Origin of the sequence: Methylobacter sp. (assembly GCF_036845245.1) — a bacterium.
Classification (GTDB): Bacteria; Pseudomonadota; Gammaproteobacteria; order Methylococcales; family Methylomonadaceae; genus Methylobacter_A.
Genome location: NZ_DAIUEH010000007.1, coordinates 70,558 through 87,520, shown reverse-complemented (window position 1 = coordinate 87,520; position 16,963 = coordinate 70,558). Strand labels below are relative to the sequence as shown.

The following is a 16,963-nucleotide window of genomic DNA, read 5'->3' as shown; positions in this document are numbered from 1 at the left end:
ATAAAAATTACAAACAGGTAAATGAAAAAAATACTTTTTGTCACCAGTGAAGCCCATCCTTTAATTAAAACCGGCGGCCTGGCAGATGTTTCCGGCAGCCTGCCCAAGGCGTTATCGGAGCTGGGTGAAGATGTGCGCATTATCATGCCCAATTATCAGGCTATCAAAACGACTGAAGAGGTTCGCTACCTCAGTACAGTGTATGTAAACAATTATGCGGTAAATATTCTGGAAACCCGGTTACCGGAAACCAGTGTCATCGTGTGGTTGGTTGATTGTCCGGAATTCTTTAATTTTCCGGGCAACCCTTATGTTGATGAACACGGCAAACCGTGGGCGAACAGCGCTGAACGTTTTGCCCTGTTTTGCCGCGTCACGGTAGAAGTTGCGATGAACCGGAGCTGGTTGGACTGGAAGCCCGACATCGTCCACTGCAACGACTGGCAAAGCGGCCTGGTGCCTGCGCTGCTGTCGCTCGAATACAGCCGCCCCGCTCTCGTCTTCACGATACATAACATGGCTTATCAGGGAGTTTTCCCAAAAGCCACTTACCTTTCCTTAAACTTGCCGGGACAACTTTGGAACCCGAGCGGTATAGAATTCCATGACATGCTGTCGTTTCTTAAAGGCGGCCTAGTCTATTCGGACCGTATCACCACGGTTAGTCCGACCTATGCCAAAGAAATTCAAACTGCCGAATTCGGCTACGGACTGGAAGGCCTGTTAAGTTACCGGAAAGATTTCCTGAGCGGCATCATCAACGGCATAGATACCGACCACTGGAACCCTGAAACCGACGTCAACATCAGCCAAACGTTTAATCGTTTATCAATCAATAAAAAACTGCTGAATAAAACAGCGCTACAGGAAAAGCTCTCCTTGCCCGTAGACAAAAACATTCCCGTGTTCGGGCTGATCAGCCGTTTGGTGGAACAAAAAGGTATCGACCTGATACTGGACTGCCTCCCTGAAATGCTGGATCATCCATTACAATTTGTATTGCTTGGCAGCGGCAGCAAAGGTTTTGAGCAACGCCTGCATAATTTTGCCGAAAGCCATCCCGATAAAATATCGATCACTATCGGTTATGACGAAACGCTGGCGCATTTAATTGAAGCGGGTGCGGATATTTTCCTGATGCCATCGCGCTTTGAGCCCTGCGGCTTAAACCAGATATACAGCCAGCGCTACGGTACGATCCCCATAGTCAGAAAAACCGGAGGACTCGCCGATACCGTCATCGATACAGTCCCCGAAACACTGAACAATCACACCGCAACGGGATTTGTTTTCAATGAAGCAAGCGCCGGAACGTTGATGGAAGCCATTAAACGCTCGCTTATTTTATATAACCACCCTAAAACCTGGAAACAGCTACAAACCAATGGTATGCAAAAAGATTACTCATGGAGCAAAAGCGCCCAGCAATACATGACCTTATACAGCCATCTGTAAAGTAATTATCCCCTGCCACTCCGACACCCACAAAAAATCAAGTGGGTAGGATGAGTAAAGGCACTAGCCGAAACCCATCATAACGAATCATAGACGCGATGGGTTTCACTTCGTGCTTTACAAGTCGCGTTGCTCTACCCGCTACATTAACCCGATCTACTTCTCTTGCAAGATCAGCAATCACATCAAATGACATTTAAATCAACACGTAACGGATTCCTTATCGCCATCAGCGTTATTGGTTTGTTACACACATTTTTTGGAATCAGCCTAGGTTGGCTGCTATTGCCAAGCACCATTTGTCTGGCATTAATCATTTACGGTTCGGCAGTCATTCAATCCAACTTTCACGCCCAAGCCTATTGTTATGCGAATGTCTCGGAAAAAGAAATTGCCCTGTCGTTTGACGATGGACCAAACCGGGAATACACCCCACAGGTGCTGTCAACATTAGCCCAGTTCAATGCTCCGGCAACTTTTTTTGTTACCGGCAAAAACATAGAGGGCAACGAAAATATTTTGAAGCAAATGGATGCAGAAGGGCACAGCATTGGCAACCACAGCTACACGCATTCTTTTTATGTCGATTTTAAAAGCTTGCAAGGTTTTAAGAATGAACTAGACAGAACAACAGAAAGTGTCTTCAAAGTCATCGGCAAACGCATGAAATTATTCAGGCCGCCCTATGGAGTGACTACACCCAATCTTGTAAAAGCCTCAAATAGTTTGAATTACAGCATCATCGGCTGGACCATCCGCTCATTCGATACCACCGCCGACACCTCGCAAACCATAACCCGGCGCATACAAACACAACTAAAACCGGGCGCTATTATTCTGTTTCATGACACTTCGGATAAAACCGTGCAGGTATTAAAACAAACGCTTAATTTTGCGAAAGAAAACGGCTATAAAATTGTCAGTATAGAGCAGCTTTTGAAGATAGACGCCTATGAATAAATGAATGATGAGGGATGATATGGACTCCTCATACATTTTGAACAACTCTGTCGTAAAGGTTGGTTTGACATTTTGCGCCGTAACCCGGCGCGGCATTGTTTTCCGATCAGTTTTGCAACGGCGGCACCCGGCTCAGCACGGCCACTAGTTCCGATTGTCTGCGGGTACCGGTTTTACTAAACAGGCTTTTCAATTGACTACGCACGGTATTCAGCGTCACGCCTGCTTCTTGCGCATATTCTTCCGGAGATTTTCCGACCAATAAAGCCGAAGCCACCCGCAACTCGGCGGGCGATAAATTATACAGACTGCCCAACAACTGTAACATCGATAGGGAAATACCATCTTCTATCACCAAAACCAGTGCCAACGGCATTTGCCAGTCTCGGGTAAACGGTGACGCAGCAGGTAACGGCGTCACAAACACTTGCCGGGTCTCCTCACCGCTCAAAAACATCGCCCCGCCCATGGCTGGATAGCCGGTAGCTTCCGCGATTAAAACCGCCAGTCGGCTCTTGTTGGGCAGATGAGAGGCAGACAAACGACCCGCCTTGCTGATCAGGCCACAAAACCCTCTGTTTAGCAAATGCTCTGCACCGATGTTCAAATGCAGGATGACGCCCTTGCCATCGACGATCAGCATCGACATAGCCAGAGCATCAATCGCCCTAGCCCCCAGCTCCGCCTTAGTGTATAAGCTCTGGGTGTGCCTTTGCAGGCGCAGGGCTCTTTGCAAATGACTGCTGAAGCGCTGAGCGGCCAGCTGGTTGACATGATCGAACGGCTGTTGGCCTACTGCACGCAGCACACCCAGAACACTATGATAATCCTCGTTGTCATCAACCCAAGCGCACATTGAATAACGAGCACCTTGGCGGATAAAAAAATCCTGATAAAACTCATTGTGACTAACGAAATTTTGATCGAAACTGTTATGGCAGCATGACCATTCATCGATAACGGTGTCACGAAGAATACTTACGCGCGGATCGATGCTGATGTAGTAATTCGCAAAATCGGCCCCACCTTGCAGAGGAAGCGTCGTTGCCGCCATTACAGAAGCTATAGGGATATTAAGTTTTTTGTCTAGCGTTAGCAGCTGAGCATCAACACCGCCCGCATATTGCCCGCAAAGCCCCACCGCCTCTCTCCAACGACTGGGATCCAGTGTTGTTTCATACAGTACACCAATTAAATGATCCAGTTGTTTGTCGTCTGTCATATCGGCGTGAGTAAAAATAAGAAAAATGATTTAGGAGTTTAGGTAAATACAACCCCAAAAACAAGGTAAAAATAGACTTACATCACCCATATGGGTGATGACGTATTTGTTACAGATCGATACAGTACACGCCAGATGGCAATCCCGACTTTCATAATGCAACCGCTTTGAACAAGGTTCTTCCGCTAATGCAACGAAATGAAACTTTATTCCAGAACCATCCGGCGTTTTGATTAGATTCAAAATTAGCACATTGAAGTTTAACCCCATCAACGTCGATGGTTACCTGACCATTTAAATACGAGGTTTATTTATGATAAAAAAATTATTATTACAGTTATTTTATGTCGCGTTAATATTAAATCCAATAATAGCGGCGGCGGTTAGTGATTCGGATAGACTTTTTAACTACGCTGAACAAACCTATCCGCAACACTTTAGTCCTTCCGGTGCAGCCACATTCACCATAGGTAGCTATCTTGCACGTTATTATTCTGGTACCGACACCTACATAGGAACTCTGGGCAATGATGTCTATGTTTATGGAAATAAGTTTGGCGGGTTAATGAAAGTTGGTCAGATAAGCGACTTTATTACCACTCAATCGTCGAGTATTGCTGGAAATTGGAACGTACAGGAAGTTGTTGATAGCACAAATTGTGGTGAAGGAGTTTATACGATCAACTACACCGCGATTGCCACTGTAAATGGTAGTGAAATAACTGTTTTGGCCAACGGAGTGGCGAGAACAGGTACATTGAACGCTAGTGCAATTAAATTCAATGTATCCTATCCTGAAGACGGAGGCACAACCGCATCAACAGGTACGCTAACTTTCAATCAGAGTACATTTACAGGAAATAGTAGTTGGACATGGTCTGGTAGTGGCTTTAAATGCTCAGGTACGTCCGAAATTTCTGCTTCAAAGATTTAATCGGGAGATATAGCTATACCCTTCGTTCCATACACGTCAAATGAAGGTAAAATAATGACCAGTTTATTATGAATCTGCCGCCTGTTTGTCTACAGAAAACCAATATGGCGGGTTTTGAAGTAAGCCCTCGGCTTTGCCGATGCACTTATTTTGCAGGTAGTGATATATAGAAAAGCACCAACAACGAACAAAAAAATTTAAGGAAGTTACTATGCGTTCACTCATCATCCATTTTTTCGTCCTGTTGGGTTTGTTTTTTTCCACCTTCGTAATAGCTGCACCTATTTCTAATGATCGCGTGTTTGCCTTTGCCGAAGGGAGTTACCCCAGCCTTTTCCCAGGGACTGCAGTGGCTCAACAATTTCAGCAATATAATTATCGCTACTATCCAGTGAGTGGTAACTATTTAGCGGTTGACACTTCAGGTATGATTTTTATGTTAGGGCCAAGTACCAAGAACGTATTGACATCCGTTGGTCCTGTAACGAATTTTGAAAGTGCTATCACTGCTTGGGAAGGAACACTTACATACACTAAAACTATTCTAGCCAGACTCACATTTGATAGTTATTTTTATGATAGTCATATGGGCTATTCTATTACCACTGTGGGCTATTTTACCCCCAAAGATATAGCCACCGATGGTATCAATCTGTATGTTGCGCTACCATATAAAATTCTTAAGATTGCGATTGCCACGGGAGTTATCACCACCTTGGCCGGAGCCAATTATTTTGAACCTGGCTGCATGAGTGGTCAAATTATGCCATGTGGCCCTTTTGATGTTGGGGAGATAATTCACATTACTACTGATGGCACTAGTGTGTACGTGGATAATGACAGACGCGTACTTAAGATCGTGATCAGCACTGGCGTAGTCACAACCTTAGCCGATTTGTCATCCCCATCCCCCTTCCATGGCCTTACTACTGACGGTACCAGCCTATATGCGATTGATGGTCCCTACATTCGTAAGATCGTGATCGGCACTGGTGAGGTCACAACCTTAGTCAAATTGATAGGCCCCTCTGGCCTTACCACTGACGGTACTAGCCTGTATGCGATTGAGGGTGTTTTCATTCGTAAGATCGTGATCCGCACCGGCGAGGTCACAACTTTAGCCGGTGGTGGAAAAGTAATTAACACTGAGGGCGGAACGGGCGGAGATGGTGTAGGCACTGCTGCATCCTTCTCTGCCCCTAACCGCATAACTACTGACGGAACCAACCTATATGTGTCTGATTTTAACAACCGACATATTCGTAAAGTCGTGATCGCCACTGGTGTGGTCACAACCTTAGCTGGATCATCCATATCACCAAACCCCAATAATTTGGCTATCGTTGACGGTAAAATTTATTCGGCTTTAGCAAGCTGGCCAGCTGGGAGCAAGACAAGCACCTTTGACATTAATAAGTTCTCACCTAGCAATGTTCTACCAACATGCTCATATCCACAAGTCTTACAAAACGGTGATTGTGTCGTAGCGCCAACGTGTACATCAACACAAGTTTTACAAAACGGTGTTTGTGTCACGTCAGATCCAACAAATGCTCGGAATGTCGCGCTGGCTTGTCAAGCTTTACCATATACGGGGGCGAGTGGTACTCCGCAAGTTGATACAGGTTGCCAATTGGTTCAATTTGATGCTTGTTTGAGTCGAGCTGGATATAAACAGTACGATACTGAAGCGATTGCAGAATGCTCTGTATTAAATGGCACCACTAATGCGACTGGCAGCAAGTGGAGTTGCCTCTATTGCTCGGGTTATCCAAATACACGGTAGCTAAATAGGTAAGAAACGAATCACAAAAGAGCCATCGAGTGTGCGTTTCTATAATTAGTCGGGTAGATACTCTGTACAAAGTCAAACTTATGTCGTTAATTTTTAGCTATCCGACAGATGCCGGAATTATATAAAACGGGTATTGTCGAAGGGCTTGTCGCGCTTAAATATACCGTGGATAGAGTTGTAGGGATTTGCCGTGAGGAAATTCGCCACAAACGGCTCGACAAAACAGTATTTTGTCAGTTTTTATTCTGAAAAACCGAACTTGAATAAGACCCAAGTATGACCCGCAGGCTTGGACCTATTGGCCGAAGCCTACAGTTAAGTGATGCCCGCAATACTGCCCGGAAATGTAGCTATTTAACAAGTGTTCTGGCAGCTACTGCTCTGGACAAAAGGCCATCCATTATTGCTAGCCTACTGCCGTTAAAAACTGTGAAGCTACAACAAACAAAAAATTCAAGGAAAAATAACTATGCATTCACTCATTATCCGTTTTATTATCCTATTAGGGCTGTTTGTTTCCACCTTCGTAATAGCTGCACCTATTTCTAATGATCGCGTGTTTGCCTTTGCCGAAGCAAACTACCCCAGCCTATTCCCAGGGACTGCTACGGATCAACAATTTCAGCAATATAATTATCGGTACTATCCAGTAAGTGGTAACTATTTAGCGGTTGACACTTCCGGTGTGATTTTTATGTTAGGGTCAAGTACCAAGAACATATTGACATCCGTTGGTCCTGTAGCGAATTTTGAAAGTGCTATCACTGCTTGGGAAGCAACTCTGCCTGGAACAGGGCAAAAGATCCAAGGATTATCTGCCACACAACAAGCAGATGGAACTCTATACTTTCGTGGTACTTACCAAAATAGTGCAGTGCGCTTTACACATCAAGGTAACATCGGGCAAGGCAAATGGGACGTATATAGCGGCACATCAAACGACCGCACACGCGTTACTATCAGCGATACAGAAGGCTTGAAGGAGGCTCTGCTGATGGATAATGGTCAGCGGATGACGGTTAATATAGTCGGCACTGAACGCATCGAATATCGAAATTACTCAAATGACAGAAAGTTTTTATTTGGATCTGTGCTCTATCGCAATGGTGACAAGTGGTTACAAGGGCTAATGTTCACCGAAGCATTTTCAGATTACACCGACTTAGTCACAGTAACGGACGTAACCTCGCAGATCACGAAAGGCCTTGAGCAATATTCTATGCTGATTACCCCCGCAGTATCTAAGCAAACGCGCTGGTTTGACCTGATATTATCTCCCGCCTATGCAGATTTGAATCTCAGTCTCACCAATAGCACAATTAGTGGATTTATCTGGGATAATATAAAGGCTGTTGCTTTTGTAGGAGCTGGCAGCATAAAAGGGATCGTTACGACAACGATTGGAATTGCTAACTCGCGTGGAGTGGTAGCGACTACGCAAGGCGTTATTATTGCTGGTGCTATTACTCTTCTCGGAGCCCCTGCTGTGACGGCGGCAACGATTATTGGTGCTGGCTATTTGCTTGGTTCATTTGCTAGAGATTATGTTGACAATCATACAGTTGCAGTTTCAAATGACTCTGAATCAGATACGAAAGATTATCTTACTGTGAGCTCATCTACTACTTACACCGAAGAAGATCCAATCCCGGCACCAATACAAACGGTTATTTCACAGGAAGGAGAGCGCTGCTCTACTGATGGTGGCGTTACTTATGGTGTTATACAAAACAATATTTGTGTGTTACCACCGACTTGCATACTACCAGAAGTCTTACTAGACAATGTTTGTGTAATACCAGTTAGTAGTGTAGTAACTACTGTAGTTTCTGCTACTGGTTCTCGATTAACGGAAGGAGGAAGTAATACTTTTCCAGATGGATCTATTGAGAAAGTATCGTGCACAACACCAATTTCTGCAAAAATTACAATAAATATAGACTTTGAAAAATTAGAGATCACTCAAGACCATATATGGTCTTATGGAAGAGGAGTATGCTCGGCTCCAAACCATCAAGTTACACCAAGTGGCCCTGATAAATTTAGATGGGTTACACCATTTACCATTACTGAGAATTTGTTAAATTCAAAAAATATTAACGGAACTTTAAGCAAAACTGGGATTACAGGAAAATATATTTATCATGGAGAAAATAAGCAATATGCAGTGACTTGGGATTTAAACGGACAGTTTGAAGTTTTGTTTTAGGGATCGTCGAGTAATGCTTTTCTCTACAAGATACGCTCCCATCTTAATCTAAAAGGTTTAACTATCAAGCTTGCTATATAGTCGAGTAGACCTCGCATTAAAGGAATACAGGAATTTAGTTGAACGATTTTTTTCAAAAATTGAAAAATTTTCTTAGATACGCGAAAAGGTAAACTATCACCCATCGTTTTCTTATCTCAAATTCAGGTTAATAAACATACGCTAACTCAATAATACACCCTGAACGACTGCTGTATTTGCTCGAACTCATACAGATAAGGCTTCGCGACTTCGTGGTTGGCGGCCACGATCAGCAAGTCATGGGAAAACACCGAGGTGTTGTACCAGTTGAAACTGCCTTCGATCACGATGTAATCGTCGATGATGCAATATTTAGAATGGATCGGCGAATACGGCACCGGATGGTCGTCCTGGCCGTAAACCAGGCCTACCGCGATACCGGCATGTTTTAACCGGTCTACTGTCGGCAGTAATGGGCGAGCCAGTTCTTCCGCCATCGGCCGTTCCACTCCGATACGTCCCTGCCTGGCCAGATGTCCGTTAAGCAGAAGATGGACGTGGACGCCCCGGTTCTTTGCGTTGATCAATGCATTGACCACGCTGTCATGATGATCGCCCAACAAGTCGCCGATCAGGAACAAGGACACTTTAATCGAATACCGGGCGCGATTGATCTCGGCCAATATCGCGTGATGCGGACGGTACGGTTTGCCGTTAAGCATGACATGACGGCCGAAGGTGTACAGGAGGTTGAAATGGCTCAACGGATCGATGCCGTATTTTTGGATCACGCCGCCGCGCTGGCTTTGGAAAATATTATCCAACAAGCGGCAGATGCCTTTGGAATGAAAGGTCATGCCCGATTCCCAATTGGCCCACCAGCGATCGAAGGTGATATTGAACGAGCCCAGTATGCAGTCCTCGTCATTAAAAATAATGAATTTGGTGTGCATATCCGGCTCCACTTCGATCAAATGATGCTTGGGGCTGCAAAATACGCCGATCAATTCAATCCGCGAACGCTTTAAACGCGCATAGCTTTGGCTATTGGTCAGGGTCATTTTTCGCCAGTCTACGATGCACTGCACCAAAACCCCCTGATCGCTGGCGCTTAGCAAATGGGTCGTAAAATCATGGTCGTCAATGCAATCCACACTGACTTTTATCGTGCATAAGCGCCCCGGATTTTCGTGCTTGGAGCGGATTACCTTATCGATAAGGTCGTGAATATAACGCTTCGGATGATAAGGGTGGTGCTGCTGCCCTTTGGTGAATTTGGGTACCAGTTGCAAAGCATCGAAATGATGGTTGTACCAATCCACATCGCTTTGCAATTCACCGGCATTCAGCTCATGAGCCCGATAGTTGCTGGGAGTTGCCCAATCGCCGGTAATCTTTCGGTGCTGCGGCTGGTCGCCCTGAAGTTGATGCCAGTCCATAAAGATATATTCGTTTTGGGAAGCAGTAGAGCACTCGCCCAGATGCACAATAAACGCGAATTTAACACAATTGATTTTGCCGAAGTTGCTCGAAAACGGGTGTATGTAAAAATCCCGTGTACAACGTTTATGCCTATCCCAGTGAATATCGTAAGCATCGGTGTCGACGATGTAAGTTTCGCAGATCGCATCGCGATAGACTTTTAGAATAACCTTTACATTAGCCTGAACGCCGTAAAATACATCAAAATCTATTTTTCCCCAGCGGATATAGAATTTGTCATTAAAATCGTTCACTCTTTGAAAAGAGCCGCCCAGGTTTCCATGAGTCGGCGAGGCATAGTGTTCAGCTATCTGCATAGTTTTATCTCCAAAAAGGCATAGGTATCTAAACAACTCGTCATCCCGGCAGGAAATTCTCAAGCCGGACGGGGTTTTATCGCGTTCTCACGCACTGTATCACTGCCATTAAGTTAAGAGTTTAACATTATTGTGGGCGCGAATTTACTTGTGCCCCATAGGGTATTCGCGCTACAGGTTCTAAAAACGTGAATGAATTCGCGCCCACGGCATTAAAGTTTAAGACGCGCAGGCTTCGCCTTTTACCTTTCTTATACCTGAGGCTCAAAGACCATAAAATAACCGCAATGATCGGAAACCCTTCCATAATCCTGCTCGGTAAACAAAACTCTCGCTGATGTGACCTTCAGCTCGCTGGTTTTATTCAAGAAAACATAATCGATACGATAATCATCGCTTAGATAATTTTGCCAATACGGATCGTTAACCCTGAAGATTTTTTCAAACGTGCCCTGCGAATTGGCCGCTAAATACTGGTCGTCATATTGATGTCCATCGACGACCAAATGATAGCCGGTCGATCCGGCGGCAATATTAAAATCGCCGCACAACAGGGTGGCGTTAACATGCGCAGACTGTTTAGCTTCGGCCCACTCGCACAAGCGTTGGAATTGCCCGGCAAAGCCGTCCTCCCACCAGCTTAAATGCACGGAAAAAACATTCACCCGTCCGATATAAGGCACTTTAACTTGAGACATGACCACTTTTCTGGAGTGAATACTGTGGACATCATGGCTGTCCGACACATACTTGGCTTCCTGTTTGGTCAGCGGATATTTGCTTAAAATGGCAACGCCTTCGCGATACTTGTCAAAACCCAAGTGCGACCAGTCGGTATGGATATGGTAAGGCGCAGCTAAACGGTCATTAATGATTTTGGCCGAATTGGACTCCCAGTCCCCTGCCCCGTTATTCCAAAGCTCAGCCACTTCTTGAAGACAAACGACATCGGCATTCAATTCGTTAATCGCCTTGGCTATCTGGGAAAATTTATAATCCTGGTTATCTTCCTGGTAACAGTGCAGGTTAAGAATCAAAACTTTTAGCGGCTCGCGGCTAAGCGAGTAGTTCTTGCCGTAGTTATTATCCCAAAAAACATGGCCGTTGCGTTCAATACAGATGCTGTATTGCAGACGAAAAGCTTGACCGATCCTAAGCCAGCTTTTCCAGATGGCAACACCGTACTGATTGGGGTTTCTGGCATTGCTGAGCGCCACTTTATCCCAATAGTTTCTTTTGAAATGGCAGGGGGTTTTATGAGTGTGACGCCAATTATCCGTTGTCCAGTGCACAGTCACTTTGTCGGCATCGTTAAATTTATCTACTGCAACCGTGATCGGGACGTTTTTTTGTCCGTCATCCAGTTTGTCGGCAAAGTCGATATTTAAAACCGGAACAGCGCCGGCCAACTTGACGCCTGAATCGGCCTGACTGGAATAATTCAAGCCTTGATTATTATCCCAGTACTCGGCATTAGCCGTCTGGTAGCACAATCCGAACCGGATATTACCGGGTAGCGATTGATCGGGAGTAAGCTGGAAATCTATTTGGGCCCGCCAGAACTCCTTATCGTGGTCCAGTTTGCTGTGATAGCCTGCCGACAGGGTTTGCCATACGCCGTCTTCACCCGACCAAACCACGTCAATCCGTTTGTCGTAACCGAGGCTTTCCACCTGCATAAAGAAAGTCAGCGTCTGCTGAGCTTTCGCTTTTTTTCGGGTAATCACATTTTCAACATACAGCAGCTGGATTTTGTTCATCCGTTGTCTCCGGTGATTGCTGTCCTGAACTATAGGTCAGCAGGAACGATAAATCATCTAACGCACAAAATTGCGCTCACTGTGTTCGGCACATCCTACTGAATTACATCCTAAGGCCGAGCGGGTTTGGAACGCACCTCTACGCTTGAAGGATTGTAATTGCGAAAATCGATGTCAGGGAAAATGTTATCCATGATTTCCAAAGCAGTCAGGTAACGCTCATTAATCCTGTTCTTACGAATACTGTCGTGTAAATAGTTAAACCGGGCCAAATGATCGGTAATGCGCTTGTTCGCATAATCTATCGTAGTCCCCGATTTCAGGATAAACGCCCAATCGGAGGCTTGCGCCAGCAAAATCGATCTGGCCGCCTGGTTTAAAGCCCGCGTCTGTAACGGGGTAAGCCCCAATCCACGAACATCCCGCGCCAATTTCTCCATCTGCTGTTCGGCCTTGTGGAGTAAGGGATAAATCCAGTCATTGGTTTCATTGATCCAGTAACCGGAATAACCTTGAGCGCCCCAGGTCGATGCATCGGGTGTAGCGATTTGGAGAGTTGTCTGCTGTTTCAAATAATCGCAGCAGCTAATCAACTGAACGCCATTGGTGCTTTCGCTCGCTAATCTCAGTACGCATTCCAGCCAGTAAGTCCCTTCAAACCACCAATGACCGAACAGCTCGGCATCGTAAGGCGCGACAATAATGGGCGGTCTGTCCATAGCTGCACCAAGCCGATCGATTTGATGCTGCCGTTTAGCAATGAAATCCTGCGCATGTTGATACGCCTTTGCCTTTGCCTGCCTCGGGTTATAAATTTCCTTGGGCAAGTTGTCGCCGGTCACGCGATGATATTTTATGCCTGTATTGATACGGGTTTTGCCGTCGAGAATATAAGGCGCAATATAATCCGGGTCCAGCTCAAACCCGATATCGCTATAGTATTCGCGGTAGTCGTAATCGCCCGGATAACCTTCCTTGGCGCTCCAGACCTGCCGCGACGACTCGGGGTCGCGCGCAAACGCTGCGACGCCGTTGCCGCAAGCTATCGGCGCATAAACGCCGTCACGCGGCTGCTGACTGGCATCCATAATGCCGTGGGTATCGACAAAAAAGTACTCGATCCCGGCATCGGCCAATACGGTCTCAAGGCCGGGATAATAGCCGCATTCAGGCAGCCAGAAACCGGTCGGAGTGCAATTGAAATTAGCTTTAAAGGTTGCGATACCGGTATTGACCTGATTGCGGACGGCGGTTTCGCTGACATTGAGCAGCGGTAAAAAGCCGTGAGTCGCGGCAGTCGTTATCAACTCAAGCTTACCGGTGTCTTGATGTTTTTTAAAAGCCGCCAATAAATCGCCTTGGTAGCGTTCTTGGTAAATGTTTAGCGCGTTCAGGAAAAAACGGCGATAGAGTCGCGCCAGTTTTTGATATTCCGGCTGCTTGCGGGTTCTGATGATTTCTTTTTCAGCCAATTCCAGCCGGCTGCGCAGATATTTCAGATAACGCGTTTGCAACAAATCGTCGCGCAGCATGGATATCAGCGTCGGCGACAATGACAGCGTCAGCCGGTAATTCACATTATCGGCTTGTAACCGGTCAAGCACGCCGATCAGCGGCAGATAGCATTCAGTCATGGCTTCGAACAGCCAGTTCTCCTCAAAAAAACTGTCATGCTCAGGGTGTCGCACATACGGAAGATGTGCATGGAGAACAATACTCAGGAATCCTTGCTGACAAGAAGCATTATCGGAACGGGGGAAGCTTTCTGTTATCACGCTTATTTGCTGACTCCTTGACCTGAAGCGTTTTTGCTCGGGCAATGGGTGGATTTTTGATGGTCTTGATACCACGCCGTTCCTCCATGAGGGGCATGAATAATATTCGAATGGGCAAAAACGATAAAATTATCATCTGCACAATATTTGCCGATAGCGGCTGAATAAGCCGTTTCATCAACAGGATCGGGCAAGGACACTTGCTGCCGGGCCTCGGGCCTATCAATGGCGATATCGAACCATGATACTGTTTCGGTTGCTACCTTCTCTTCATCGGGTTGCGCGTAAATCCTTAACGTCAGTTGGTCCTTGTGCTCGTTATCAGGCGTAGCGGTTTCCCGGTTTTCTCCAATATTCCAATAGGCGTAAATATGCCTCGGATCGACGGGCAAGAGGGTTACTTCGGGGATAGTGCAAGACACTTTAGATGCATAATCGCGGCCGATTTCCTCGCTGATATCGAACAGTTCCTTTGACGAAAGCCTGATTTTTTCAACAAGCTCGGGCGTTCCACTTGAAAAACATGGCGTAAAATCCCGGCTGATTTCCTGACTGATTTCAAGGATTTCTTGTGCCGATAGATTGATTTTGGAATTGTATCCTGAATGCAAAAACGTCATTATCAGCCTTAAACGTTACGATTACCTTATCTAAAATTTCCCTTGCACCTAACCCTTCTTTTTCTTGGGTTATCGTTAAAGATGACCTGAAAAAACAAGTGTATTCAAGTATACGTAGTAAATTCCGCAGGGTCCAGCTGCGGAATTTAATTACCTTCGAACACTCCGCATTTTCCATAGCGGCCACATCCTCAAATTAGTAATCCATATTCTCAAAAACCACTACAGTCCGGGTATTTAGCGGATAACAATGTGCGTGCATCGCTTTTTGATCTTGTAGCGGTACGATGTCCTGCGGCGATTGCAGCGACGTATCTAAAGCCAGGCACCATGCGCGGCCGGAAATAAGCGGCAATTCAATGATAACCTGCTGATCCGACATGTTTATTGCAACATGCAGGTCGGGCTCGTCGTTTTCAACGCCTGCCAGAGTAAAGGCCAAAACCCTCGCTTCATAATCATCCCAGAGCGGCTTATTGATTTCCGTACCATGCCATTGAATTTCAGCTATTCCCCTGCCATTGACAGGTTTTCCGGTCAAAAAGCGCCGCCGCATGATGGACGGATGCCTTTTGCGCAACGCTATCATCAATTGGACAAAACGCAGCATATCGGCATTCTGCTTAGTCATACTCCAATCTATCCAGGACAATTCGTTGTCCTGGCAGTAGCAATTATTATTGCCGTACTGGCTGTTTAATAACTCGTCGCCCGCCAATAACATCGGGACGCCATGACTGAGCAACAACATCGTGAAAGCATTTTTCACCTGTTTCCTGCGCAACGCCAGAATACTTAAATCTTCGGTTTCCCCTTCTGTGCCGCAATTAAAACTTAAATTATTATTGCAGCCGTCCTGATTATATTCGCCGTTAGCGTAATTATTTTTTTCGTTGTAACTGAACAAATCGTACAGCGTAAAACCGTCGTGGCAGGTTACGAAATTAATGCTGTTAATCGGCAAGCGGCCTTTATATTCATACAGGTCGTTACTGCCGCAAAGACGGGTTGCCAGCTCGTTGACCAGCCCTTTATCGCCGCGCACAAAACGCCGGATCACATCCCGGTACCTGCCATTCCATTCGGCCCAGCGATAACCGGGAAAACTGCCGACTTGGTACAGGCCCGCCGCATCCCAAGCTTCGGCAATCAACTTGGTTTTAGCCAGCTGTTCCGACAGCTCGATAGCCCATAGCAAAGGCGGATCCTGCAACACTTCGCCTTCCTCACCTCGCGCCAATGCGCTGGCCAGGTCAAAACGAAAACCATCGACATGCATTTCCCTGACCCAATATTCCAGGCAGCTGATGATAAAGTTGGCCACCAGCGGATGATTGGCATTGACCGTATTACCGCAGCCGGTATAGTCATGAAGAATGCTTTTATCGAACTTGTCATGATGATAAAAAATATCATCCCCGATGCCCCTGAAATTAATGATCGGACCATCGGCTCCAGCTTCTGCGGTATGGTTGAACACAACGTCCATAATGACGCCGATGCCTGCCCGATGCAGCGCTTTAACCAGGTCGCGAAATTCCTGTACATGCGTTCCCTGCTCCGGCGTAACGCAATAGCCTGGATGCGGACTGAAAAAACTGTGGGTGCTGTAGCCCCAATAGTTTTTCAATCCCAAATCGGAGGTATGTATGGGAACATCCTGCTCATCGAAAGCCATTACCGGCAATAGTTCAACGTGAGTAATGCCGAGCGCTTGCAGGTAAGGAATTTTTTCTATCAATCCGGCAAAAGTGCCCGGATTAGCCACGTTTGAAGAAGGATGCCGGGTAAAACCGGCTACATGCAGTTCGTAAACAATGGCTCTTTCGCTGCGAATGCGTAGCGGCACATCGCCTTCCCAATCATAAAGATCATCAACGACAACGCAGCGCATCGCGGTAAGCTTATTATCGCCCGGCATACAGGCGGCCTTGCGGCTCCAGCGTTTATGGCTGACTGCACGCGCCCAGGGATCAACCAGCTGCTTGCCCTTATCAAAATGCAATCCCGCTTCACGGATATGATTAGGACCGTCCATGCGCCACGCATACCACGTACCCACCGGCAATCCGGTCACATAAACGTGCCATGAAAAAAAAGTGCGGTTAACGTCTTCCTGTAACACGATGGTTTGGAAGGGTTCATCGCAGTCTGAGGTATCGAAAAGCAACAGTTCAACATACGTCGCATAACGACTGAAAATAGAAAAATTAACACCTTTTGTTTTAGCTCTGGAACCGGAAGGATAAGGGCTTCCCGGCTTTAACTGGTATTCTTTTTTGTGCATATCCTCAACTCACGCTTTGTCATCACAAAGCCTAATTTAATAATGGGTCGTCTTCAATTGAAAACAGGAACTTATGATAGCTATTATCCACTGACTGCAAGACAAAAAAATTTAAAATTCATAAAT

General features: G+C 46.0%; 11 protein-coding genes. 5 read left to right on the top strand and 6 right to left on the bottom strand.

Annotated elements, in window-relative coordinates; translation table 11 throughout:
* Positions 1-21 precede the first annotated feature (21 nt).
* Together glgA and V7051_RS05040 are read left to right on the top strand one after the other, a co-directional pair.
* Positions 22-1,455 (top strand): glycogen synthase GlgA, encoded by a 1,434-nt coding sequence (glgA, locus tag V7051_RS05045; protein WP_333873591.1) that lies wholly within the window; start codon positions 22-24, stop codon positions 1,453-1,455.
* A gap of 189 nt (positions 1,456-1,644) precedes the next feature.
* Positions 1,645-2,415, top strand: a complete 771-nt coding sequence (locus V7051_RS05040; RefSeq protein ID WP_333873590.1) for a polysaccharide deacetylase family protein — start codon at positions 1,645-1,647, stop codon at positions 2,413-2,415.
* A gap of 106 nt (positions 2,416-2,521) precedes the next feature.
* Here the strand turns inward: V7051_RS05040 and V7051_RS05035 are convergent, their stop codons facing one another.
* Positions 2,522-3,637, bottom strand: a complete 1,116-nt coding sequence (locus V7051_RS05035; RefSeq protein WP_333873589.1) for a helix-turn-helix transcriptional regulator — start codon at positions 3,635-3,637, stop codon at positions 2,522-2,524.
* A gap of 313 nt (positions 3,638-3,950) precedes the next feature.
* Here V7051_RS05035 and V7051_RS05030 point away from each other — a divergent pair, with 313 nt between their 5' ends.
* The 3 genes from V7051_RS05030 to V7051_RS05020 all read left to right on the top strand — a co-directional run bounded on the left by V7051_RS05030 (position 3,951) and on the right by V7051_RS05020 (position 8,575).
* Complete coding sequence (locus tag V7051_RS05030) at positions 3,951-4,571, top strand: hypothetical protein (protein ID WP_333873588.1); 621 nt, start codon at positions 3,951-3,953, stop codon at positions 4,569-4,571.
* A gap of 211 nt (positions 4,572-4,782) precedes the next feature.
* Positions 4,783-6,357 carry a hypothetical protein gene (locus V7051_RS05025; RefSeq protein WP_333873587.1) on the top strand — a complete coding sequence of 525 codons (1,575 nt, stop codon included), beginning with the start codon at positions 4,783-4,785 and terminating at the stop codon, positions 6,355-6,357.
* 478 nt (positions 6,358-6,835) lie between these two features.
* Positions 6,836-8,575, top strand: coding sequence for a hypothetical protein (locus tag V7051_RS05020; RefSeq protein WP_333873586.1), 1,740 nt, complete (start codon positions 6,836-6,838; stop codon positions 8,573-8,575).
* Positions 8,576-8,802: 227 nt separating this feature from the next.
* Here the strand turns inward: V7051_RS05020 and V7051_RS05015 are convergent, their stop codons facing one another.
* From V7051_RS05015 to glgX, 5 genes are all read right to left on the bottom strand, one after another.
* Positions 8,803-10,395 carry a phospholipase D-like domain-containing protein gene (locus V7051_RS05015; protein WP_333873585.1) on the bottom strand — a complete coding sequence of 531 codons (1,593 nt, stop codon included), beginning with the start codon at positions 10,393-10,395 and terminating at the stop codon, positions 8,803-8,805.
* Positions 10,396-10,646: 251 nt separating this feature from the next.
* Positions 10,647-12,155, bottom strand: coding sequence for an endonuclease/exonuclease/phosphatase family protein (locus V7051_RS05010; protein WP_333873584.1), 1,509 nt, complete (start codon positions 12,153-12,155; stop codon positions 10,647-10,649).
* Positions 12,156-12,265: 110 nt separating this feature from the next.
* Positions 12,266-13,930, bottom strand: coding sequence for a glycoside hydrolase family 57 protein (locus V7051_RS05005; protein ID WP_333873583.1), 1,665 nt, complete (start codon positions 13,928-13,930; stop codon positions 12,266-12,268).
* Between the two features lie 2 nt (positions 13,931-13,932).
* Positions 13,933-14,550, bottom strand: a complete 618-nt coding sequence (locus V7051_RS05000) for a DUF4912 domain-containing protein (protein WP_333873582.1) — start codon at positions 14,548-14,550, stop codon at positions 13,933-13,935.
* A gap of 196 nt (positions 14,551-14,746) precedes the next feature.
* Complete coding sequence (gene glgX / locus V7051_RS04995; RefSeq protein WP_333873581.1) at positions 14,747-16,837, bottom strand: glycogen debranching protein GlgX; 2,091 nt, start codon at positions 16,835-16,837, stop codon at positions 14,747-14,749.
* Between the last annotated feature and the right edge of the window lie 126 nt (positions 16,838-16,963).